At 34.0% G+C, this 21,363-nt stretch carries 23 protein-coding genes, 1 tRNA gene and 1 pseudogene; 3 read left to right on the top strand and 22 right to left on the bottom strand.

Annotation, left to right across the window (positions count from 1 at the left end; translation table 11 throughout):
• Positions 1-154: 154 nt before the first annotated feature.
• The 14 genes and pseudogenes from AB671_RS18270 to AB671_RS18215 all read right to left on the bottom strand — a co-directional run bounded on the left by AB671_RS18270 (position 155) and on the right by AB671_RS18215 (position 11,864).
• Positions 155-1,153, bottom strand: a complete 999-nt coding sequence (locus tag AB671_RS18270; RefSeq protein ID WP_066680254.1) for a 2Fe-2S iron-sulfur cluster-binding protein — start codon at positions 1,151-1,153, stop codon at positions 155-157.
• 45 nt (positions 1,154-1,198) lie between these two features.
• Positions 1,199-1,867, bottom strand: coding sequence for a hypothetical protein (locus AB671_RS18265; RefSeq protein WP_066680256.1), 669 nt, complete (start codon positions 1,865-1,867; stop codon positions 1,199-1,201).
• Between the two features lie 30 nt (positions 1,868-1,897).
• Positions 1,898-2,626, bottom strand: coding sequence for a hypothetical protein (locus tag AB671_RS18260; RefSeq protein ID WP_228390979.1), 729 nt, complete (start codon positions 2,624-2,626; stop codon positions 1,898-1,900).
• A gap of 237 nt (positions 2,627-2,863) precedes the next feature.
• Entirely contained in the window at positions 2,864-4,219 is a 1,356-nt protein-coding gene (gene nuoF, locus AB671_RS18255; protein ID WP_066680263.1) for an NADH-quinone oxidoreductase subunit NuoF, read from the bottom strand.
• 102 nt (positions 4,220-4,321) lie between these two features.
• Entirely contained in the window at positions 4,322-4,831 is a 510-nt protein-coding gene (nuoE, locus tag AB671_RS18250; RefSeq protein ID WP_066680265.1) for a complex I 24 kDa subunit family protein, read from the bottom strand.
• Positions 4,832-4,968: 137 nt separating this feature from the next.
• Complete coding sequence (nuoD, locus tag AB671_RS18245) at positions 4,969-6,192, bottom strand: NADH dehydrogenase (quinone) subunit D (protein WP_066680267.1); 1,224 nt, start codon at positions 6,190-6,192, stop codon at positions 4,969-4,971.
• Between the two features lie 76 nt (positions 6,193-6,268).
• Positions 6,269-6,763, bottom strand: a complete 495-nt coding sequence (locus AB671_RS18240) for an NADH-quinone oxidoreductase subunit C (protein ID WP_066680268.1) — start codon at positions 6,761-6,763, stop codon at positions 6,269-6,271.
• An 11-nt stretch (positions 6,764-6,774) separates the two neighbouring features.
• The gene (locus AB671_RS18235; RefSeq protein WP_066680269.1) at positions 6,775-7,335 is read right to left on the bottom strand and encodes an NADH-quinone oxidoreductase subunit B; all 561 of its coding nucleotides are present in this window, start codon (positions 7,333-7,335) and stop codon (positions 6,775-6,777) included.
• 96 nt (positions 7,336-7,431) lie between these two features.
• Positions 7,432-7,803, bottom strand: coding sequence for an NADH-quinone oxidoreductase subunit A (locus AB671_RS18230; RefSeq protein ID WP_066680270.1), 372 nt, complete (start codon positions 7,801-7,803; stop codon positions 7,432-7,434).
• Between the two features lie 115 nt (positions 7,804-7,918).
• The gene (locus AB671_RS18225; protein WP_066680272.1) at positions 7,919-8,977 is read right to left on the bottom strand and encodes a T9SS type A sorting domain-containing protein; all 1,059 of its coding nucleotides are present in this window, start codon (positions 8,975-8,977) and stop codon (positions 7,919-7,921) included.
• Positions 8,978-9,044: 67 nt separating this feature from the next.
• Positions 9,045-9,221, bottom strand: coding sequence for a hypothetical protein (locus AB671_RS22515; protein ID WP_185114113.1), 177 nt, complete (start codon positions 9,219-9,221; stop codon positions 9,045-9,047).
• Between the two features lies 1 nt (position 9,222).
• A pseudogene (locus AB671_RS23085) lies at positions 9,223-9,432 on the bottom strand (GTP cyclohydrolase); the annotation flags it as partial.
• Positions 9,433-10,509, bottom strand: coding sequence for a T9SS type A sorting domain-containing protein (locus tag AB671_RS23080; RefSeq protein WP_157444253.1), 1,077 nt, complete (start codon positions 10,507-10,509; stop codon positions 9,433-9,435). It lies immediately after the preceding pseudogene.
• Between the two features lie 230 nt (positions 10,510-10,739).
• Positions 10,740-11,864 carry a GTP cyclohydrolase gene (locus AB671_RS18215; protein ID WP_066680276.1) on the bottom strand — a complete coding sequence of 375 codons (1,125 nt, stop codon included), beginning with the start codon at positions 11,862-11,864 and terminating at the stop codon, positions 10,740-10,742.
• Positions 11,865-11,968: 104 nt separating this feature from the next.
• Here AB671_RS18215 and AB671_RS18210 point away from each other — a divergent pair, with 104 nt between their 5' ends.
• On the top strand, positions 11,969-12,658 hold the full coding sequence (locus AB671_RS18210; protein ID WP_066680277.1) for a zinc metallopeptidase: 690 nt from the start codon (positions 11,969-11,971) through the stop codon (positions 12,656-12,658).
• Position 12,659: 1 nt separating this feature from the next.
• Here AB671_RS18210 and AB671_RS18205 read toward each other — a convergent pair whose 3' ends face one another.
• The 7 genes from AB671_RS18205 to rbfA all read right to left on the bottom strand — a co-directional run bounded on the left by AB671_RS18205 (position 12,660) and on the right by rbfA (position 20,439).
• Complete coding sequence (locus AB671_RS18205) at positions 12,660-13,265, bottom strand: IMPACT family protein (protein WP_066680278.1); 606 nt, start codon at positions 13,263-13,265, stop codon at positions 12,660-12,662.
• Positions 13,266-13,276: 11 nt separating this feature from the next.
• Positions 13,277-14,302, bottom strand: a complete 1,026-nt coding sequence (ribD, locus tag AB671_RS18200) for a bifunctional diaminohydroxyphosphoribosylaminopyrimidine deaminase/5-amino-6-(5-phosphoribosylamino)uracil reductase RibD (RefSeq protein WP_066680279.1) — start codon at positions 14,300-14,302, stop codon at positions 13,277-13,279.
• A gap of 63 nt (positions 14,303-14,365) precedes the next feature.
• Positions 14,366-16,165 carry a DUF349 domain-containing protein gene (locus AB671_RS18195; protein WP_066680280.1) on the bottom strand — a complete coding sequence of 600 codons (1,800 nt, stop codon included), beginning with the start codon at positions 16,163-16,165 and terminating at the stop codon, positions 14,366-14,368.
• Between the two features lie 75 nt (positions 16,166-16,240).
• Entirely contained in the window at positions 16,241-16,978 is a 738-nt protein-coding gene (locus AB671_RS18190) for a shikimate dehydrogenase family protein (RefSeq protein WP_066680281.1), read from the bottom strand.
• Positions 16,979-17,040: 62 nt separating this feature from the next.
• Positions 17,041-18,816: an endonuclease gene (locus AB671_RS18185; protein WP_066680293.1), complete on the bottom strand. Its 1,776-nt coding sequence runs from the start codon at positions 18,814-18,816 to the stop codon at positions 17,041-17,043.
• Positions 18,817-18,865: 49 nt separating this feature from the next.
• Entirely contained in the window at positions 18,866-20,074 is a 1,209-nt protein-coding gene (locus AB671_RS18180; protein WP_066680282.1) for an ABC transporter permease, read from the bottom strand.
• A 5-nt stretch (positions 20,075-20,079) separates the two neighbouring features.
• Positions 20,080-20,439, bottom strand: a complete 360-nt coding sequence (gene rbfA / locus AB671_RS18175) for a 30S ribosome-binding factor RbfA (protein ID WP_066680287.1) — start codon at positions 20,437-20,439, stop codon at positions 20,080-20,082.
• An 81-nt stretch (positions 20,440-20,520) separates the two neighbouring features.
• Between rbfA and mce the strand changes: the two genes are divergently transcribed.
• Positions 20,521-20,919 (top strand): methylmalonyl-CoA epimerase, encoded by a 399-nt coding sequence (gene mce / locus AB671_RS18170; protein ID WP_066680288.1) that lies wholly within the window; start codon positions 20,521-20,523, stop codon positions 20,917-20,919.
• 62 nt (positions 20,920-20,981) lie between these two features.
• Positions 20,982-21,055 (top strand) — tRNA-Ile (locus AB671_RS18165).
• A gap of 97 nt (positions 21,056-21,152) precedes the next feature.
• Here the strand turns inward: AB671_RS18165 and AB671_RS18160 are convergent.
• A partial coding sequence (locus tag AB671_RS18160) for a transposase (RefSeq protein WP_185114114.1) occupies positions 21,153-21,363 on the bottom strand: 211 nt, incomplete at its 5' end.

The following is a 21,363-nucleotide window of genomic DNA, read 5'->3' as shown; positions in this document are numbered from 1 at the left end:
AGATGGGAGCTGGAAGCTGGATGTTTAGCAATTCGCCGCACAACTCATCATCGTTTAATCAATTTTTATTTTAAATAGCAGAAGTCTAATTTAATGGAAATATTTTCAAAGCTGAAAAACATCCATCATCAAACTTCCGACATCCAGCGATTTATTATTTTTCGTCTTTTTCGCTGATCTCTTTAGCCATTGGATTGTCTAAAACTCTCAATTCGTCTTTAGGCTTCTCGTAATGGTTTAATGAAATAACTGAATGTCTGTCGATATGTCTCGGTCCTTCGATGTTCCAGTCTGAAAGAGATTTTCTTTCGAAACGACAAGTGTCACAGATAAATTCTTCAACTTCTCCCCACTGATCTTTTCTTGCAGTAACTCTTACAACTTCGTCACCTTTCAAGTAAACTGTTGCTTTTCCAGAACACTTATCACATTTGCAAGAACCGTTCATTGGCTTTGTAAACCAAACTCTGCTTGCGAAACGAGCTGTTCTGTCTGTTAATGCTCCAACCGGGCACACGTCAATCACGTTTCCGATGAAGTCATTATCTAAAGCTTTATTTAAATAAGTAGAAATTTCAGCATGATCTCCTCTGAAAAGAATTCCGTGCTCACGTTCACCTGTCAATTGATTAGCCGCTAAAACGCATCTTGCACAAAGAATACAACGGTTCATATTCAATTTAATATGTGGACCTAAATCGTCTGCTTCGTACGTATTTCTTTCAAATTCAGTTCTGGTTTCAAGATTTCCGTGCTCGTAACCCAAATCCTGAAGGTGACATTCACCTGCCTGATCACAAACCGGGCAATCTAATGGGTGGTTTACCAACAAGAATTCAGTAACTGCTTTTCTACCTTCCTGAGCTTTTTCAGAAGAAAGGTTTTTCACTTCCATTCCATCCATCACATTGGTTCTGCAGCTTGCTACCAATTTTGGCATAGGACGCGGATCTGCTTCTGAACCTTTAGAAACTTCTACCAAACATGTTCTACATCTTCCACCACTGGTTTCCAATTTGCTGTAGTAACACATTGCAGGAGGAACAGATTTTCCACCGATTTGTCTTGCAGCTTCCAAAATAGAAGTCCCGGGCAAAACTTCAGCAGTTTGTCCGTCTATCGTTATTTTGAATTTTTTAACTTCTTCGCTCATATTATTTAAGCTATAGGTTACTTCCTTTACGCTCTTTTAAGTTATTTAAAATTGAATATATTCAGTTTCGGCTTGAAGATGTTGAGATGCAACTATTTCTAAATTTTCAAAGCCTTCAAGTATTTTTTTCGTTCTTATCAAATCATTCATTAAATATGAAAGTTCCTGAAAATCTTTTACACTTGATTTATTTTTTAAATTAGAAAATTTTCTTTCAAAATCTTTTATCTTTTCACTAAAATTATTCTTCTCTTTTTTATATGTTTCAGCAAAATCGTTACACAATTCTACTTTATACGTAATTTTTAATTTATTGTTGTCAGGATTTCCACAAATTCTTTCTCCACCAACAATCCAAACAATGATATTATGACTGGAGTTTGGCTCTAAGATGATTAATTTCTCGTCAAATTCACCAAAATTATGTGGCTGTTCAGCTACCTTCGCAAATGATGTTTTGTTATCTTCACAATTTTTTATATAAGAATAATCAAACCCTGACGTTTTTAATCCTGAAAAAGTTCTAGAATCAAGATATAAATTTCCTAACAACTTTAAGGTATCCTTCGATATATTTTTTAGTTCAATTTTTAATTTATCACCACTTTCAATTTTTCCTAAAGCTTTTATCTCAAGAGGTGATTTTTGAGAATAAAATATTGATGAAAATATTAAAAAAAATAATAAAATTAATCTCCTAACCTCTTCGCTCATATTCTACGCTGTTACCTATTAAGCTCTATTTTAATTATACTTCTTCGTATTAAATGTATATCCGATCCCAAAATTAACTTGGTAGAATACAAAGTCCTGACTGGCTTTATCAGGTTTATTATTAAGAGTTGTTTTAATATCCGGCATATTAATATAACCGAATTTACCTTCAACTCTTGCCATCCAATGCTTCCAAAAAACAAAATTGATGTTGGTTCTTGCATCCAACCCAAATCCTGCTACATGGTATCGATCACTTCTTTCGTTTCCGAATAATTTCACATTAGATTTTGGAAATAATACTCCTACACCAGCTCCATAAGCCCAAAAAATATCAAAATTCTTTTTACTGTATAGATTTTTGTATTTCTCAAGACCTGCATTTACATAATTAAGTCCGTCTGTATGCTCAAAAGTCAAGAATTCTTGATCTGTAAGATTTACTTTCCCATTCTGAACCATCGCTGCATATTTCGAATCTGATATATTTCCCTTAAAATCTACAGTCTGTTCCTGATCCATCACATATTTCATGTGATCTGTTCCTACAACTAAAGCAAGATTATCTTTAATAAAATAACTTAATCTAAAATTAAATTGAGGAATTGAAAGCCTTGTAGGATCTATATATGCCATACTTAATTCTGAAGGTCTGTCATGGGCTACCACATTATTTAATGTAAAATCGTAACCATTTCCTTTAAATCTAATATCAGAATTGCTAAATCCTGCTCTGTTCCAACCCCAAAAAACGAACATTGCTCCTTTTTTAAAAGAATTTATATCTTTTTTATTTTCTTCAAAAGATGATATAGTTTCACTTTCTTCTAAAGCTTTAGTCTTTGCTTTTTTTAACGACCTTGAAGCAGAAGGAAAAGCACAAGCTTCTTCAAGAGATTTTTCTTTACTTAAAGTGTCTTTAATATTCTGAGCAAACACAAAATTAGACAATAATAGCCCTACAGCAATCAACTTCTTCATAATTCCAAATTCATATTAATTACTAGCTGCTGCCGGAATAGGGTCTGCATAATTTGCCAAACCATAGTTTTGTGTCTGAGACAATTCTGGGTTTTTAATATGCCACTCGAATTCGTCTCTGAAATGACGGATCGCTGCTGCAACAGGCCAAGCTGCCGCATCACCTAAAGGACAAATTGTGTTTCCTTCAATTTTTCTCTGGATATCCCAAAGCAAATCGATGTCTTCCATTTTTCCTTCTCCTTTCTCAATTTTTTTCAAAATTTTGTACATCCATCCCGTTCCTTCGCGGCAAGGAGTACATTGTCCGCAACTTTCGTGATTATAAAATCTCGCTAAAGTCATGGTATGTTCTACGATACACTGGTCTTCATCCAAAACAATAAATCCCCCTGAACCCATCATTGTTCCGGTAGCAAAACCACCATCAGCAAGAGATTCATAATTCATATATCTTGGTTCACCGTTTACCGTTTTCAATAATAAGTTTGCCGGAACAATCGGAACTGAACTTCCTCCAGGAATACAAGCCTTTAGCTTTTTACCGTTTGGAATTCCACCACAATATTCATCAGAATAAATAAATTCTTCAACTGTAATGGTCATATCGATTTCGTAAACTCCGGGTTTATTGATATTTCCGCAAGCAGAAATTAATTTTGTACCAGTCGATCTACCAACACCGATTTTTGCATATTCTGCACCGGTAATATCGATAATCGGAACGATTGCTGCGATAGATTCAACGTTATTTACAACCGTTGGTCTTTCCCAAAGTCCTTTTACAGCAGGGAAAGGTGGTTTCAATCTTGGGTTTCCTCTTTTACCTTCAAGAGATTCTAGCAAAGCAGTTTCTTCACCACAGATATAGGCTCCACCACCTCTTTGAACATAAATTTCGCAATCGAAACCAGTTCCTAAGATGTTTTTACCTAAAAATCCTGCCGCTTTAGCTTCTTCAATTGCTTCTTCTAAAATATCAGGAATCCAAGAATATTCTCCACGGATGTAGATATAAGAAACATTTGAACCTAAAACGAAAGATGAAATCAACATTCCCTCAATCAAAAGATGAGGAAGAAATTCCATTAAATATCTGTCTTTGAAAGTTCCCGGTTCAGATTCATCTGCATTCACTACCAAGTGTCTTGGTACGCCTTCCGGTTTTGCCAGAAAGCTCCACTTCATTCCTGTTGGGAAACCTGCACCACCACGACCACGAAGACCTGAAACTTTTACTTCTTCAAGAATTTCTTCTGGTGTCATTTTAAAGGCTTTTTCAGCTGCTCCATAACCTCCTTGTTTGCGGTAAGTTTCGAAGTAGCGTATTCCTTCTACGTGTGCGTCTTTAAGTAAAAGTTTTTTACTCATTTTTATTTGCTTATTGCAATTAGCTTTTGGCCTTTTGCATTAATTAGTATTAAACGTTAAGTGAATAATTTAAAATCTAAAATTTAGATTTTAAAATTTCTATTAGCCCAAATCAACTTGTCCTTCTCTGCAAAGATCAAGGATTTCGTCAACTTTTTCTATCGTTAAATTTTCGTGAAAAAACTTACCTAGCTGCATCATGGGTGCGTATCCGCAAGCTCCAAGACATTCAGCTGGTTTTAAAGTGAACATTCCATCTTCAGTGGTTTGTCCATCTTTTATATTTAGTTTAGTTCTGATATGGTCAAGAATTTTTTCGCTTCCACGAACCATACAAGGTCCGGTTCTGCAAACTTCCAAAACATATTTACCCACCGGTTTCATATTAAACATGGTATAAAAAGTAGCTACTTCGTATACTTCGATAGGTTTAATACTCAATAATTCAGCAACATAATCCATTACAGGAACATCCAGCCATCCTCCAAATTCTTTCTGCGCTAAATGTAACACAGGAAGAAGGGCAGACTTTTGTCTTCCTTCAGGATATCTTGCCATGATTTTGTGTACCTGCTGTAAACTTTCCGGTTTAAAAGCTATTGTTTCGCTCATATTTAAAGATTTTAGATTTTAGATTTTAGATTTTAGATGAAAATCTTAGTTCTAAAAATCCTATCAATTTTGATATTAATTTATATTTAAAGAGTTTAGATTAATTTAAATTTATAATCCAAAATCTATAATTTCTTTTATGCGTCTAATTCTCCCGCAATCACGTTCATACTACACATCGTAACGATAGCGTCTGAAATTACAGAACCTGTGATCATTTCAGGATATGCTTGGTAGTAGATAAAACATGGTCTTCTGAAGTGAAGTCTGTAAGGGCTTCTTCCTCCATCACTCACCAAATAGAATCCTAGTTCTCCGTTTCCTCCTTCTACAGGATGATAAACTTCTCCTTTTGGTACGTCGGTTTCTCCCATTACGATTTTGAAATGGTAAATTAAAGCTTCCATTTTTTTATAAACATCAGCTTTTTCAGGAAGATAAAATTCTGGAACATCTGCGTGGAAAGGACCTTCCGGCAAATTGTCGTACGCTTGATTGATTATTTTCAAAGATTCCCAGATTTCCTGCTGACGAACCATGAAACGGTCGTAAGTGTCACCAGAAGTTCCTACAGGAATGATGAAATCGAAATCTTCATAAGAAGAATAAGGTTGTGCAACTCTTACATCATAATCTACACCTGTTGCACGTAAATTAGGACCCGTGAAACCATAGCTTAATGCTCTTTCTGCTGAAATTGCACCTGCACCAATGGTTCTGTCCATAAATATTCTGTTTCTCTCCAATAGATTACAGAATTCCTGGAATCTTGAAGGGAATGTTTTTAAGAAATCTTTTAGCAACTCATGGAATTTTGGAGTGAAATCTCTTTCAAAACCTCCGATTCTTCCCATATTGGTGGTCATTCTAGCTCCACAAATCTGCTCGTACATATCGTAAATACGCTCTCTTTCGATGAACATATAGGTAAGACCTGTAATTGCACCTGCATCCATTCCGGTTACTCCGTTACAAATCAAGTGGTCACCGATTCTTGCCAATTCCATTAAAATGACGCGCATATAATCTACGCGTTTCGGAACTTTTACACCAATCAGCTTTTCTACCGTCATGTGCCATCCAAGATTGTTGATTGGCGCAGAACAGTAGTTCATACGGTCTGTAAGCGTCGTAATTTGAGCATAATTTCTTCTTTCAGAAATTTTTTCAAAAGCTCTGTGGATATAACCAACGGTCTGCTCTGCGTGAAGAATTCTTTCACCGTCCATCGTAAGAACGTTTTGGAAGATTCCGTGCGTTGCAGGGTGAGTAGGTCCCAAATTCAGGGTGTATAATTGCCCGTCAATCTGTTCGTTACTATTGTGCTGGTTAAGTATATTAGATAATGAGTTGTCTTTCATAATTTAAATGCTTTAGGCTTTAGGCTTTAGGCTTTAAGCTTATTGCTTACTGCTTACTGCTTATTGCATTATATTTTTATCTACCAAACATGGTGTCGTTCTTATCTGTTCTTGTACCATCTTCAAGACGGTATTCTTTCAGCATTGGATGATAACCAAGGTCTTCCATATTCAGGATAGGTCTTAAATCCGGATGTCCTTTAAATTTAATTCCATAAAAATCAAAAGTTTCTCTTTCCATCCAGTTGGCGCCTGCGTATAATTCAGTTAGAGAATCTACCTCAATATTTTCTCTTGACATGAAGATTTTCAAACGGATTCTGAAATTCGTCATCATATTATGCAAGTGATAAACAACTCCGATTTCTTTCTCTGGAAATTCTGGGTAATGGATTCCACAAACATCAGTAAGGAAATTAATTTCCAATGATGAATCTTTAAGATAATGAATTATTTTTTTGATATCCTCTTTTTTAATTTCTACAGTCAGCATTCCATAAGGCTCTGAACTGGAAATTACAGATTCCGGAAACTCTCTCGTTATCGCTTCTAATACAAATTCGTTCGTCATTTCCGTATCAATTAATTGCTAATATTATAAGAATCAAGCAATGCTTGGTATTCCGGCATATCTCTTCTTCTGATGCTTTCGCTTTCTGCTAAAGCCTGTACCTGCATTACGCCTTCAATAATCTGCTCTGGTCTTGGAGGACAACCAGGAACGTAAACATCTACCGGAATAATTTTATCTATTCCCTGTAAAACTGAATACGTATCAAAAATACCTCCGCTTGAAGCACAAGCTCCAACAGCAACTACCCATTTTGGTTCTGCCATTTGAGTGTAAACTTCTTTTAAAACGGGACCTAATTTTTTAGAAATAGTTCCGCAAACCATCAACATATCTGCTTGTCTTGGTGAGAAAGAGTTTCTTTCCATACCAAATCTTGATGCGTCATACGTTGGGTTTAGAGTAGCCATGAACTCGATACCACAACAAGAAGTAGCGAAAGGTAAAGGCCAAAGTGAAAACTTTCTAGCCATCCCGATAACGCTGCTCAATTTCGTTGCGAAAAATCCTTCTCCTTCAAATCCTTCCGGAGCTGGTGCATCTGTTCTTATAATTGGTTTGTTGTCTGACATTTTTGTAATGATTTTAGATTTTAAATTTTAGATTTTAAATCAACACAATTCAAAATCATTATCTAAAATTTTAAATTAAAAATTTTATAATTCTATCTATTTATCCCAGTCTAATGCGCCACGTTTCCAGACATAAAAAAATGCAAGGAAGAAAATAGCAACGAATGTAAGAACTGCAAAGAAGCCTTCAAGACCAAATTCTCTGAAGTTTACAGCATAAGGATAAAAAAATACGATTTCGATATCGAATAATACAAACAATATTGCAGTTAAGAAATACTTGATTGAAAATGGAGTTCTAGCGTTTCCTTCAACAGGTACACCACATTCCCAACTTTGGTTTTTTACAGAATTTCCTTTTTTCTGCTTTGGTCCCAAAAAATGAGCTCCAAGCAAAGAAACGGCTACAAAACCTATGGCAACACCGGCTTGTATAAGGATTGGAATATAACTTTCAGGTAAATTCATTTTTACATTATTATCTCAAGTTGCAAATTTAGGCAATAAACAATAAAGCATGAAATTAATCATCTTAAAAGTCTGATGAAAATAGAGAAAAATGATAATTTAGAATCAATAAAAATTAGCTTTTGATTATTATTTTTTTAGTATATGTTTTCCCATTTTTTGTACTTAATGATAGTAAGTAGTTTCCAGAAACAATACCTGATATTTCTAATCTGACAATGTTGTTTTGATTTGAGAAATCTTTTATGAGCATTCCTGAATTATCATATAGCCGAATTGAGATAATTTCACTACGCTTTATATTGGTTTGGACAATAATGTTGTTTTTTGCAGGATTTATTACACTTAAATAATCATTGTCAAAATTGTTTTCCTCGGTGCTGAGAATAGGTATACAGCTAGAGTTTGTGGAAGTTAAATTATAAGATGCAGCTGCGCCATAAATATTGTGATTATAGGTTCTTATGGCGTTTCCTAGTTGTTTATTAACCATGTCAACTTCATAAAGTGTCGAAATATATTGAAAAGATGAATTTATACTATTGCTCAAAATATAAGCCTTTGAATGCGTCCCATAATTAATGGAAAAGCCGGCATATAATTTGGGTAAGTATATATCCATGAAAGGGCAACTTTGTGCAGGATTGGCCATATTAATTTCAAGTATTCCAGTTGTAGTAAGGAGAAAAAGTCTGTTTTCATAGAAGAAAAGATCTCCTCCTGCAGTATGTGAATTAGGTATTATTCCTAAATTAGAGAAAACACCTGTGTTGGTGTCATATCTGACCAATATATTACTCCCGGCCAAAGCGTATAAAAAATTCCCGGAATCAGCTGTAAGTGAGTTAGAACCATACGTTACTCCTTGATTTGTAGAAAAATCACCCAGATAAGTACAATTGGAAGTTGTAGTACTTTCTTTGTATAATAGACCAGCTTGTGATATGTAATATATATTGTTAGAGCTGTCAATAGCAATATCTGAATAAGAATTCATATTAGCAGTTGGAGTGCAGACGTTTTGAGATACTTCAGTAGAATTATTAATATTAAATTTATATACTTGATTAATCAAAGGAGAACCTACGCTGCTATTCACATAAAATTCCTGACAGTAAATGTGTGTTGAATTAAATAATAAGCTAATAAGGGTTAATTTTAAAATTTCTTTCATATCAGTGTGGCTCAAAAATTTCTAATTATTTATTCACAAAAATATGATTAAAATCAATTGGATTATATTAATTTTTCATTTTTTTTAACACTGTAAATGCCATAAAAGAAATATAACCAAAAAGTAGACTCGCATAAACAATGTTTACCAGAGTATTCATTCTGTCATCTTCCAGAGCAAAAAATAAATTATAAACAGCAAAACCAGCAATTAAAATAGCGAAAATAATAAGGTGTATTTTCATGTTAGAATTTTAAAGAATATGTTCTTCTTCTTTTGTGATTGGTTGGATTATAGTCTTGCCATAAAACTTGTACACTTTTATTCTCTTCCAATTCAGGATTAGTTTCAGCAAAATCGATTCCCATACTGTTGAAACGCACGAAAATTTCCTTGAAAATAATTGCCGTTACACCACGTCTTTGATATTCCGCATGAATTCTGATTAATAAAAATTAGCTTTCGGTAATTATTTTTTTTGTGTATGTTTTCCCGTTTTTGGTACTGAGCGTTAATAAATAGTTACCTGATGGAATTCCTAAAATGTCTAAACTCTCAATATTTTTTTGGTTTGAGAAATCTTTTATCAACCTTCCTAAATTATCATATAGCCGAATTGAAATTATTTCACTTCTCTTTAAATTTGTCTGACAAATAATTTTACTTTTTGCGGGATTAATTACATTTAAATAATCATTGTCAAAAATTTTTTCCTCCGTACTGAGAATGGGTATACAACTAGAGTTTGTGGAAGTTAAATTATAATATGCAGCTGCGCCATAAATATTGTGATTATAGATTCTTATGGCGTTTCCTAGTTGCTTATTAACCATATCAACTTCATGAAGTGTAGAAATTACTTGAAAAGATGAATTTAAGCTATTGCTCAAAATATAAGCCTTTGAATGTGTTCCATAATTGATGGAAAAACCGGCATATAATTGGGGTAAGTTTATGTCCATGAAAGGGCAACTTTCTGAAGGGTTGGCCATATTAATTTCAAGTATTCCAGTTGTAGTAAGGAGAAAAAGTCTGTTTTCATAGAAGAAGAGATCTCCTCCTGCAGTTTGTGAATTAGGTATTATTCCTAAATTAGAGAAAACACCTGTGTTAATGTCATATCTGAACAATATATTATTCCCGCCCAAAGCGTATAAAAAATTCCCGGAATCTGCTGTAAGTGAGTTTATAATGCCATATTCTACTCCTGGATTTGTAGAAAAATGACCCAAATAAGTGCAATTGGAAGTTGTAGTACTTTCTTTGTATAATAGACCAACTTGTGATATGTAATATATATTGTTAGAACTGTCAATAGCAATATCTGAATAAGAATCCATATTAGCAGATGGAGTGCAGACGTTTTGAGATACTTCAGTAGAATTATTAATATTAAATTTATGTACGTGATTGGTCAAAGGAGAACCTACGCTGCTATTCACATAAAATTCCTGACAGTAAATGTGTGTTGAATTAAATAATAAGCTAATAAGGATTAATTTTAAAATTTCTTTCATATCAATGTGGCTCAAAAATTAATGATTATTTATTTATAAAAATATGATTAAAATTAATCGATTTATATTATTTCCTCAGTTTTTTAAGCACTGTGAAAGCCATAAAAGAAATATAAGCAAAAAGCACGCTTGAATAAACAATGTTTATAAGCGTATTTGATCTGTCATCCGCTAGGGCAAAGAAAATATTATAAACAGCGAATCCTGCGATCAAAATAGCGAAAATAATAAGATGTGGTTTCATATTAGAATTTTAAAGAATAAGTTCTTCTTCTTTTATGATTTGTAGGATTGTAATCTTGCCAAAGAACCTGCACACTTTTGTTTTCTTCCAACTCAGGATTGGTTTCCGCGAAATCGATTCCCATATTGTTGAATCGCACGAAAATTTCTTTAAAAATAATAGCGGTAACACCACGTCTTTGGTATTCTGGATGAATTCCAATCAAGTAAAAATTAGCGCGGTCGTTTTTCTTTTGAGCCTGTAAGAAATGCCACCATCCGAAAGGGAAAAGTTTTCCTTTCGATTTTTGTAAAGCTTTAGAATAAGAAGGCATTGTAACAGCAAAAGAAACCAACTCATCATGCTCATCAACTACGCAGATGACGTAGTTTTTGGCAATCATTGGGAAGAATTTCTCTTTGTATGTTTTGATTTGTTCCTCAGAAATAGGAGTATAGGTTGAAAGATGTTTGTAAGTTTCGTCAAGCAGCTTAAACATTGGTTTTACGTAAGGTAAAATCTCTTCTTTGTTTTGGAAATTTAGCACTCTTAAGTTATATTTTTCAGCAATCAATGAGCTGAATTTTTCTACTTTTGGAGGAAGTACTTTTGGGAAATTCATTTCAAATTCTACCCATTCTTTTTCTTTTACAAGGCCAAGATTTTCAATATGTTTCGGGTAATATTCATGATTGTAAATTCCAATCATGGTAGCGATTTTCTCAAACCCGAAAGTTAGCATTCCTGCTTTATCAAGATTGGTAAAACCCATTGGGCCTTCAATGTTGTCGATTTGATGTTCTTTAGCGTAATTTACAGCAGTGTCGATTAGCGCTTTAGAAACTTCTGCGTCATCAATAAAATCAATCCATCCGAAACGAACTTTTTTGATACCAAGTTCTTTTTCTTCTTTATGATTGATGATTACTGCAATTCTTCCAACTATTTTATTGTCTTTCCAAGCTAAAAACTGCTTTGCTTCAGAATATTGCAAGGCAGGATTTTCCTGAGGATTCCAAACGTTCAGTTCATCTTTTATAAATGAAGGAACATAATAGGGATTGTTTTTGTATAAATTCATTGGGAATTTTACAAATTGCTTTAAATCTTCGGGAGTTTTTACTTCAAGAATGGAAACTTTTGACATAGTTTTCGGGTAAATAGAACCACAAATATAATTAATAAAACCTAAAACTTTGGCACAATTTTTACATCAATTATAAGAATTATTATATACTAAATTTAAATAAAATGACAGGTTATTATCTTATCATAGGAGTTGCAATGCTGGTAAGCTGGTTTGTTTCCTCAAGATTAAAATCTAAATTTGAATATTATTCAAACGTACATCTCAGAAACGGAATGTCGGGTAAAGAAGTTGCCGAAAAGATGTTGAGAGATAATAATATTCATGATGTGCAAGTGATTTCGGTTCCTGGGCAATTAACAGACCATTATAATCCAGCAGATAAAACGGTAAATCTTTCTGAGGCAGTTTATATGCAAAGAAATGCAGCTGCAGCAGCCGTTGCAGCTCATGAGTGTGGTCACGCCGTTCAACACGCTGTAGGTTATTCAATGCTACAACTGAGGTCAAAATTGGTTCCCGTTGTAAGCATCAGTTCAAATTTAATGCAGTTTGTATTGATGGGAGGTATTGTTGTTATGGCAATGAGTGGGAATAGATTGATTCTCTTGCTTGGAGTAATTATGTTTGCATTAACTACACTTTTTGCTTTTATTACACTTCCTGTGGAATATGATGCGAGTAATCGAGCGATGAAGTGGCTGAAAGATACAGGAACAGTTACCGCAGAAGAATTTGTTGGAGTAAAAGACAGTCTTACTTGGGCAGCACGAACTTATTTAGTCGCAGCTTTAGGTTCTTTAGCACAGTTGATATATTTTGCTTCTCTTTTAATGGGAGGTCGAAGAGATTAATTTAATCTTTAAATTCAAAAAAAATATGTTGCATCTCAGATAGTTTTTCTGAGATGCTTTCTTTTTGTGCTGTTTTTAATGAAGCAGTCAAAATACAATTTTCATTAGCGTCAAAATTCAAAACTTTGGCGTCAAATTTTGAGAGTAAAGTGAAAATAAGATTCTGCTGATTGAATTGGAACTGAATTTCGATTTCAGTTTCTAATTCTTTTGTAATGATTTGAGCTTCTTCTAATGTAATTTTAGCACATTCTTTATATGCTTTTACCAAACCAGAAACACCTAGTTTTGTTCCACCATAATAACGAACGCTGATTACCAAAACATTTGTTATTTCGTTAGCTAAAAGTTGATTGTAAATTGGTAATCCTGCACTTCCTGAAGGTTCTCCATCATCGTTTGCGCGATAATTTTCACCATTTAAACCCATTCTGAAAGCATAGCAATGATGCGTCGCCTTCGGATGCTCTGTTCTGATTTTCTCTAAAGCACTTTTAAGTTCAGCTTCATTATTAACCGGAAAAGCAAAACCAATGAATTTGCTTCCTTTTTCTTTAAGCAAAGTGTTTTCTACAGGTTTTTCTATGGTTTTGTATTCGTGCAGCATTTGTCGGCTTCTTAGTGAGAATTTTTATAAAATTCAATAACATTGTCTCTGAAATCTTGTATTTCAAGAGGAGTTTGATTAAATCTTGGAGCTTTCGTTCCGTTTTCTAAAACTAAATTTTTATTTTTAATAACAATCGTTTCATCCCATAAATCAGCATCGATGAATTGTTGAAGAACTAAACTTCCGCCTTCCACAATGATGGACTGTATCTGAAGTTCGTGTAATTTCTTCAACATATTTTCAATGAAATTCTCTCTTGAAGTTTTGATAAATTTTATATTTCCTTCTTGACCTTCTTTTACAGAATTGAAAACCAAAGTTTCGGCTTCATTGCTGTAAATATTAAAATCAGAAGGAACTTTTAAATCAATGTCAATCAAAATCCTGATTGGGTTTCTACCCACAATTTCTCTTGTTGTAAGACTTGGGTTGTCTCGTAAAGCGGTCATCGTTCCAATCAAAATAGAATGTTCATTATTTCTTAGTTGATGTACAAATTGTTTAGTTAAAGAATTACTGATTTGAGTAGGTTTAAAGTCTTTATCCATAAAACGGTCACCAGACTCAGCCCATTTTAAAATGATAAAAGGTCTTGCCTTTTCGTGATAGGTGAAAAATCTTTTGTTTAACTCAATACATTCTTTTTCCAGAACTCCAGAAACAACCTCAATTCCTGCATCCTGAATAATCTTCTTACCTTTTCCGTTGACTTTATCATGTGAGTCCATTGCACCGATAACGACTTTTTTAAAGCCTAGTTCGACAATCTTTAAAGCGCAAGGCGGCGTTTTTCCGAAATGCGCGCAAGGTTCCAAAGAAACATAAATAGTAGATTCGGGAATCAGGCTTTTATCTTCAACGGAATTAATAGCATTGATTTCCGCATGGTTTTCACCTGCTTTATGATGATACCCTTCACCAATTATTTTACCGTTGTGAACAATCACACTTCCTACTAATGGATTTGGGTAGGTATTTCCGATGGCTTTCTGAGCGAGCTCAATGCATCTTCTGATGTAAAATTCGTCTTGCATAAGATAAAAAAAGCGAATACAAATTTCTTTGCTTCGCTCTATAGATTTTACTTTAATTTTTAATTATTCTCCAGCGATAATACTGTGAAGATTCTGCTTTAAAGTCTCAAGATGAGCTTTTTTGTCATCAATCGTATTGTAAGTATCTCGTAAAAGAGGGTTTTCTCTTGATGGATTTTTGAAGAACGCTAGGTTGTTTTCCAATTTAACGATTTCCGCTTCAAGATCAGAGATTTGACTCTTAATTTTTCTTGCTTTGTCTGTTAATTGATTTTCAGATAAACCTTCTTCTTTCAGCTCAAGCTCATTGATCTTATTCAATTTTAGCTTTTCTCTTAAAGTTTTATTAAACTCAGAGTTGATTGCCATCTTATCTCTTGGAACTTTTCCAATATTATTCCAAGAGGTTTTAATTGCTTCTATCTTTTCGATGCTTCCTTCTTCGTCTGAGATGGTTTTCAGCTCTTCAAGAAGGTCTTTTTTTAGTTTGTAATTTTCTTTCCAGTTATCGGTAGAAGCGCTGCTTTTTTCTCTGTAATTGTTGAAGAAAGTATTACACGCATCACGGAATTCATCCCAAATTTTATTGGTCATGCTTTTCGGAACGTGACCGATTTTCTTCCAGTCTTCCTGAAGTTTTTTAAATAAAGCCACTGCAAGATCCCAATCTTCAGAAAGCATATTGTCTTTTGCGGTCTGAATAAGCTTCATTTTCTCATCAAGATTCTGCTGTTGAGAACCTTTCAGAGATTTATAATAATTATTTTTTGTCGTGTTGAAGCCTCTTAAAATAGATTTGAAATCATTCCAGTTGTTGTTGGATAATTTTCTAGGTACACTTCCTGTTTTTAGGAATTCTGAACGTAATTCCTCAACTCTTTTGATAGAGTTTTGCCAATAGGTATGATTAGGACTATCTTTTGGCTCAGAAATATTTTTAATTTCAGCGATAATCTCGTTTTTCTTTTCAAGATTAGCATTTTGTTCTGTTTCAATAGCTGCAGAAAGTTCTGTTTTTCTTTCGTGAATCTTATTTGAAATCTCTTTGAACTCTTCCCAAGTTTTTTCACGGAACTCTTCAGAAACAGGCTCTGCCTCTTCTTTCCAAAGTTTGTGAAGATATTGAAGTTCGTTTAAAGCTTTTTGTACAGCCGGCTCATTTTCCAGCTCTTTTGCTCGCGCAATAATGTGCTGTCTTTTTTCTAAATTGTGGCTGTATTCCTGCTCAAGGAATTCTTTATTTAAATCCAACATTTGATAAAACTGATTCAAATGGTGGAAATAATTATTATTTAAAATTTTAAATTCAGATTTTGCAACCTGACCAGAGTTTGACCATTCTTCCTTAATCTCTCTTATTGATTTAAAAAGATTGACTCCAGGCTCAGAATTGGTATAAAGATTTTTAAGTCTTTCAATAATACTTTGACGGTGGTTCAGATTTTTTTTCTGCTCCTCTTCCTGATTTTTCTGAAAAGAATCATGCTTCTCTCTGAAAATATGAATCAGACCAGAAAGTTTAGACTGAGAAGGGTGTTCGTAGCTGAAATTTTCAAGTGCATTTCCTGCATCTGTATATTCATGCTTTTTGTCTTCTACCTCGTCGTGAATTGAATGATTTGCTTTTTCTTTTAAAACATTAAATTCTCGGAATCTTTCACCAGCATTAGGAGAGTTGATGATTTTTTCCATTTCTTTCAGAGCGTCGGCTAGAGACAGGTCGGCTATAGAATCGTGATGATGAGCATCAGGGTCTTCTTCCTGATGATTATCTTCTTTGTTTTCAATAGTTTCAACTATTTCCTGAACTTCTGTAGAAGGTTTTTGTTCTTCGTTTTCAGAAAGATTATTTTCTGTTGTCATAGCAAATCTTTTATGAATAATGGTATTAACTTCTTAAAGCGAGCTAATATAAACCAATTAAGTTACTAATTTATGTTATTTTTTTTGAAATGACCAAATTTTCCAAGCTTTTTCTGCCTGTTGTTCGAGCATATAATATCCGTTGACGGTTTTTGCACCATTTTGTGATGAATTTAAAAGAAATTGACTGCATTCGGGATTGTAAATCAAGTCAATCACCAAATGTTGATTTGTAAGAGATTCAAAAGGAAATTTTAAACAATCTTCTGTATTAGGGAAGGTTCCTACAGGAGTACATTGTATAATTAATTTATTTTCTGAAACGGTTTCTGTGTCTAAATTATTAAAATTAATCTCTGATTTTCTAGAAATCGTTTGATACGGAATTTGATGTTTGTCTAAAACATATTGTATTGCTTTTGCGGCGCCACCATTTCCTAAAACCAATGCAGATGAGTGATGTGGCTTTTTGTGGGCAATTAATGTTTTTTCAAAACCAAAAGCATCTGTATTGTAACCTGTCTTTTTTCCATTTTCAATTAAAACACAGTTTACAGCGCCTATTTTTTGAGCTTCATCACTTAATTCATCCAAGAAATCTATAATTTTTTCTTTGTAAGGAATCGTTACGTTAAAGCCTAAAAGATTACGCGTTAAAAGGAGTTCTTCAATTTCATTGATTTCCTGTAAATCGAAAATTTCGTACGAAAAATCACTGAGTTTTTTCTTTTTAAATTTATCTTCAAAATATTTTTTTGAAAAAGAGTAGGAGATGTTTTTTCCGATCAGTCCTAATTTGTTGCTAGAATCCATACATCAAAAATAAAAAAAAGACCGATAAAAATCGGTCTTTGGTATTGAAAATATTTGTTGTCTTAGTTTACAATGAATTTTGTAGTGTTGTTGTCTGTTTTCAAGATATAAACACCTTTAGTTACTCCATGAAGATTAATTTTATTTGAGTTTTTGAAAGGGTTTGCAATGTTCTTGATTAGTTTTCCTGAAAGATCATAGATTTCAGCTTTCGAAATTTTGCTTAAGTTTTCACCTTTTACAAATAATTCGTTATTTTTAACCGGGTTTGGATAAATGCTGAATGCATTATCTCTTGAATTTTCAACAGTTGATAAAGAAGCTGCACAAGTCCAAGAAAGATCATCAATTGCTACACGGTTTGAAGCGACAGGATTAATCAGTTTAATAATTACATTTCCTGAAACATTGATATTGCTGATTGTGGTTGTAGTAAGTGCATCGCTGTAAGGAATTGTTCCTACTGTAACACCATTAATTTGTAAATTTAGATTAGATGAACCACCGTTGAATTTACGTTGAGTTGTAACAGTAAGACTTTGAATACCTCCCGAGATAGAGCTGCTTGTTAAAGAGCCATTTTGAAGGGTTATTGCTTTTCCTGTTATGGTTTGATCTATTCTTGCATCTGTTGCTGTCCAAGTTATGTTGTTATTGGTCCAAGTTCTTGTACCATATCCGTTTCCTGTTCCTGTAATGTTTTCGAAATCTTCATTTCCACAAGTTCCGGTTCCGCCACCAGATCCGGCAAGCGTAGTTTCAGTTGCGATGTTGCTTTGAGCAGATGGGTTTCCTGCTGCATCTTTAGCAATAACGTAGAAATCGTAAGTGGTTGAAGAGGCTAATGCTTGAACAGTTGTTGAAGTTCCAGCAACAGTAGCTTTTAAAACATTATTAGCATAAACATCATATCCTGTAACGCCTATATTGTCTGTAGAAGCTGTCCAGCTTAAAGCAACAGTACTTGATGTAGGATTGTTTGCTACTAAGTTTGTAGGAGCTGTCGGAGCTTGTGTATCTGTAGTTGGGGTTCCCCAAACTAAATTTACATAATTAGGATTGTCGATATAGGGGTTTCTGTTTCCTTGGTAAAGGTATGATGCGTCGTTTCTTCCTATTTCTGCTGGAGAAACCGGGTCTAAATTGTGCCAAGCTAAAAGTTGATTAAGCTCCCATGTTTGTAATCCAGGGTAGGCAGTGTTTCCTAGCATGTTACCAGAACTAAAGCCGGAAAGTTTAGTCTCATATCTTGTTACAAAGTAAAAGATCATCCTTGCGACGTCACCTTTAAACTCATCAATAGGTTCAAAAACAGTTCCTGTATATCCTGCAGAAGCGGAGCTGCCTCTTTTAGAACCGTTATTAGAAATATAATTAGTAACTCCTACATTTCCAAAAGGAAAACTCCCTCTGATATTGTTAACATAACCATCGGTTGCACGGATGAAATGAATGTCTGATACCATTGGAGATTCTTCACTGAATAAGCTTTGAGGAACAATGTGTTCTCTGTTGTAACAATCAGATTCGCTGTTGTAACCACCACATTGGTTAATTCCAACAGTAAAATTATATGGGTCTGCTGCAGTTGGTCTTTCTGAATAAATGTCAAGAATTGTACCATCATTTTCGTAATAATAATCACGGTCTGTTGTTTGGTATGCAATCCATAAGCCACCATAAGATCCAGGATTGTGTCCTGCAGTGATGATGTCTTTAAGTTGGGTTTTAAGTGTAGCACCAGTTCCGGTTGCAGTACTATAATAATTGGCTGGAATTTGAGCTAAAGCACTGATACTGGTCAGGATTAGCAAGAATGAATGTAAAATTCGTCTCATTTTTTCTAAATTGGGAGGCAAATTTACAAATAAATGAAAATTTAAAATATTAATTTTTGGTAATATAGTCTTTGCTGATTTTAGAAAAGAACCAAGAAATAATAATTCCAAAGACGGAAGCGATGACTGCAACGATTAAATAATTTTCACCGACAATTTTTACAGGAAAAGGTAAATCTTCTACAGCCTTAAATAATTCGGTGTAAATTTGAAAATAACATAGAGCTGTTCCTAAAATAAGACCTGAAACGACGCCTAAAATCACAATTAGAATTCCGGTGTAGAAATACGTCATTCTAAGATGCGCTAAAGGAAAGCCTAAAGAAATCAGAGATTTTGCCTGTTGCTTTTTATCAAGCTGTAAAATAATGATGGCACCAGCCAAATTAAAAGTTGTGATGAAAATAACCAATGCGAAAATTAAATAGATAAACAATTTTTCGGTGTTAATCATTTTCCAGAAAGCTGCATTTTCTTCTTCCTTCGTTTTGATTTCGATATCTTTTCCTAAAGTTTTGAGTAAATCTTGTTGTACAGAATTTATATTTTCCTGATTTTTAAGCTTAATGACGATTTGGTAAGCAGAGTTTTTTGGAAGATTTAATAATTCTTCGGCCAGTTCTATCGGAGCAATAATATAATTGTTGAGTTGCTCGTTCCCTGGAAAAACACCACAAACGATAATCTCTTTTTTATTATAAATATCTTCTTCCTTGTTGATGATTCCCGTTCCGGGTTTAGGCATAAAAAGGGTTGAGAAATCGGCATTGGAGTCATTTACAGGAATTGCCAATCTATTTTGGAGAGAACGCTCCATAATAACTTCATTACTGTACTCAAATGAAGGGTAGCTACCGTAAAAAATAGTTTTATCAACTGGGTTTACTTTCGTATAAGCTGAATCAACTCCCCGAAGGTAGGCAACGTCACCTTTCCCGTTGTAATTGATGTAGGTTTTCTCTTCTATGACTCTTGAGAAACTGGAAATTTCTTTGTTATTTTTTAAGACAGAGTTTATTTTGTCTAAATTTTTCAGCGTCTTCCCAGAGGTACTTTTTATCGTTAAATCGGCATGAAGATTAGAAATCAATGATTTGTTGAAATCTTCAAGGCCGGAAAAAACAGAAATAATGACAAACATTGCAGCTACAGCAACACTCATCGCCACAGCTGCAAGCCAGGTAATGAATGTAACCGCAGTACTTCCTTTTTTAGATAAAAGGTAGCGTGATGCGATGTAAAATGCAATGTTTTTCAATATTGTTATAAAACAGGATTGTCGCCTTCGCCTCTTAGTTCTCTTTCAATTTTTTCTACATCATCAAGTGTAGTATCAAGATAAAAGCTTAGTTGTGGGATAATACGTACTTGTTTTGCCATTTTCTGGCCGATGAAGTTTCTGTATTGTGCCTTATTTGCTTCTATTTCAGCCATAATTGAAGAACGAAATTCTTGAGGGAAAATACTTAAATAGATTTTAGCGATTCCCAAATCGGGAGTTACTTTCACGTCGGAAACTGAAACCAGAAAATTTTGTTTACTTTCTGATGCCTGTTTGCGGAAAAGTTCTGCGAAATCTTCCTGTATAATCTGTGCTACTTTTCTTTGTCTGTTGCTTTCCATAATTTATGCAAATTTAGTACTTTTGTTTGAATTGCTTATTTGAAAATTGATTGGCAATCAAAAAAAATATATTTTAGACTTATGAAATTAGAACATATCGGCATTGCGGTAAAATCTTTGGGAGTTTCTGATGAGCTTTTTACGAAGCTTTTGGGTAAAGAATCTTATAAAAAAGAAACGGTAGAAAGAGAAGGCGTTGTAACGTCATTTTATGAAACTGGAGAAAGTAAAATTGAGCTTTTAGAAGCAAGTAATCCTGAAAGTCCAATTTCAAAATTCATCGATAAGAAAGGGGAAGGCATTCATCATTTGGCTTTTGGTGTAGAAAATATCATTGAGGAAGTAGAAAGATTAAAAAAAGAAGGATTTATTTTTATCTCTGAAGAACCTAAAGAAGGTGCTGATAATAAGTTGGTTGTCTTCTTGCACCCTAAGTCTACCAACGGTGTGCTGGTAGAGCTTTGTCAAGAAAAGCGATAAAAAATTTTGTAGTGAAAGAAATTTTACTATTTTTGCAAACACAAAATTTAACCAAATTTTGAGGTCCTATAGCTCAGTTGGTTAGAGCACCTGACTCATAATCAGGTGGTCCCTGGTTCGAGCCCAGGTGGGACCACAGAAAAGCACTCAACTTGAGTGCTTTTTTTATTTCTATAAAGCGCCTATCATATTCTTACGGAATCTGAAAATGGCTCAGTCTCAAAACTTGGGGACTAAGCAAAAAGTTTTGATAATCTGAATAGAAAAAAAGATTTATCTCGTACGCCTCTGAGCTGTAATCTGAAGTTTTTGATTTTCGCATTGAAAGATTCTGCTGAAGCATTCGTGGTGCGTGTGTTAAAGTAATTGAGAATGTCATTATAGTTTAATATGATTGTTCTCGTTAAGGTATTGAATGATTTAAATCCTGATTCTTCCACTTCT

It is taken from the genome of Chryseobacterium sp. BGARF1 (genome assembly GCF_001677955.1).
GTDB lineage: Bacteria > Bacteroidota > Bacteroidia > Flavobacteriales > Weeksellaceae > Chryseobacterium.
Note: the sequence above shows the minus strand (reverse complement) of the source record. Positions and strands in the feature narration are given on the sequence as shown.

Bases quoted from the DNA above. Each gene is read 5' to 3' on its own strand.
- AB671_RS18230 (WP_066680270.1), bottom strand. From the start codon at position 7,803: ATGAATTTACCTGAAAGTTATATTCCAATCCTTATACAAGCCGGTGTT.
- AB671_RS18240 (WP_066680268.1), bottom strand. From the start codon at position 6,763: ATGACGAACGAATTTGTATTAGAAGCGATAACGAGAGAGTTTCCGGAA.
- AB671_RS18190 (WP_066680281.1), bottom strand. From the start codon at position 16,978: ATGGATTCTAGCAACAAATTAGGACTGATCGGAAAAAACATCTCCTAC.
- AB671_RS18195 (WP_066680280.1), bottom strand. From the start codon at position 16,165: ATGACAACAGAAAATAATCTTTCTGAAAACGAAGAACAAAAACCTTCT.
- mce (WP_066680288.1), top strand. From the start codon at position 20,521: ATGAAATTAGAACATATCGGCATTGCGGTAAAATCTTTGGGAGTTTCT.
- AB671_RS18185 (WP_066680293.1), bottom strand. From the start codon at position 18,816: ATGAGACGAATTTTACATTCATTCTTGCTAATCCTGACCAGTATCAGT.
- AB671_RS18215 (WP_066680276.1), bottom strand. From the start codon at position 11,864: ATGTCAAAAGTTTCCATTCTTGAAGTAAAAACTCCCGAAGATTTAAAG.
- AB671_RS22515 (WP_185114113.1), bottom strand. From the start codon at position 9,221: ATGAAAATACACCTTATTATTTTCGCTATTTTAATTGCTGGTTTTGCT.
- AB671_RS18225 (WP_066680272.1), bottom strand. From the start codon at position 8,977: ATGAAAGAAATTTTAAAATTAACCCTTATTAGCTTATTATTTAATTCA.
- AB671_RS18270 (WP_066680254.1), bottom strand. From the start codon at position 1,153: ATGAGCGAAGAAGTTAAAAAATTCAAAATAACGATAGACGGACAAACT.
- nuoD (WP_066680267.1), bottom strand. From the start codon at position 6,192: ATGAAAGACAACTCATTATCTAATATACTTAACCAGCACAATAGTAAC.
- AB671_RS18265 (WP_066680256.1), bottom strand. From the start codon at position 1,867: ATGAGCGAAGAGGTTAGGAGATTAATTTTATTATTTTTTTTAATATTT.
- AB671_RS18260 (WP_228390979.1), bottom strand. From the start codon at position 2,626: ATGTTCGTTTTTTGGGGTTGGAACAGAGCAGGATTTAGCAATTCTGAT.
- AB671_RS18210 (WP_066680277.1), top strand. From the start codon at position 11,969: ATGACAGGTTATTATCTTATCATAGGAGTTGCAATGCTGGTAAGCTGG.
- AB671_RS18235 (WP_066680269.1), bottom strand. From the start codon at position 7,335: ATGTCAGACAACAAACCAATTATAAGAACAGATGCACCAGCTCCGGAA.
- nuoE (WP_066680265.1), bottom strand. From the start codon at position 4,831: ATGAGCGAAACAATAGCTTTTAAACCGGAAAGTTTACAGCAGGTACAC.
- ribD (WP_066680279.1), bottom strand. From the start codon at position 14,302: ATGCAAGACGAATTTTACATCAGAAGATGCATTGAGCTCGCTCAGAAA.
- rbfA (WP_066680287.1), bottom strand. From the start codon at position 20,439: ATGGAAAGCAACAGACAAAGAAAAGTAGCACAGATTATACAGGAAGAT.
- nuoF (WP_066680263.1), bottom strand. From the start codon at position 4,219: ATGAGTAAAAAACTTTTACTTAAAGACGCACACGTAGAAGGAATACGC.
- AB671_RS18205 (WP_066680278.1), bottom strand. From the start codon at position 13,265: ATGCTGCACGAATACAAAACCATAGAAAAACCTGTAGAAAACACTTTG.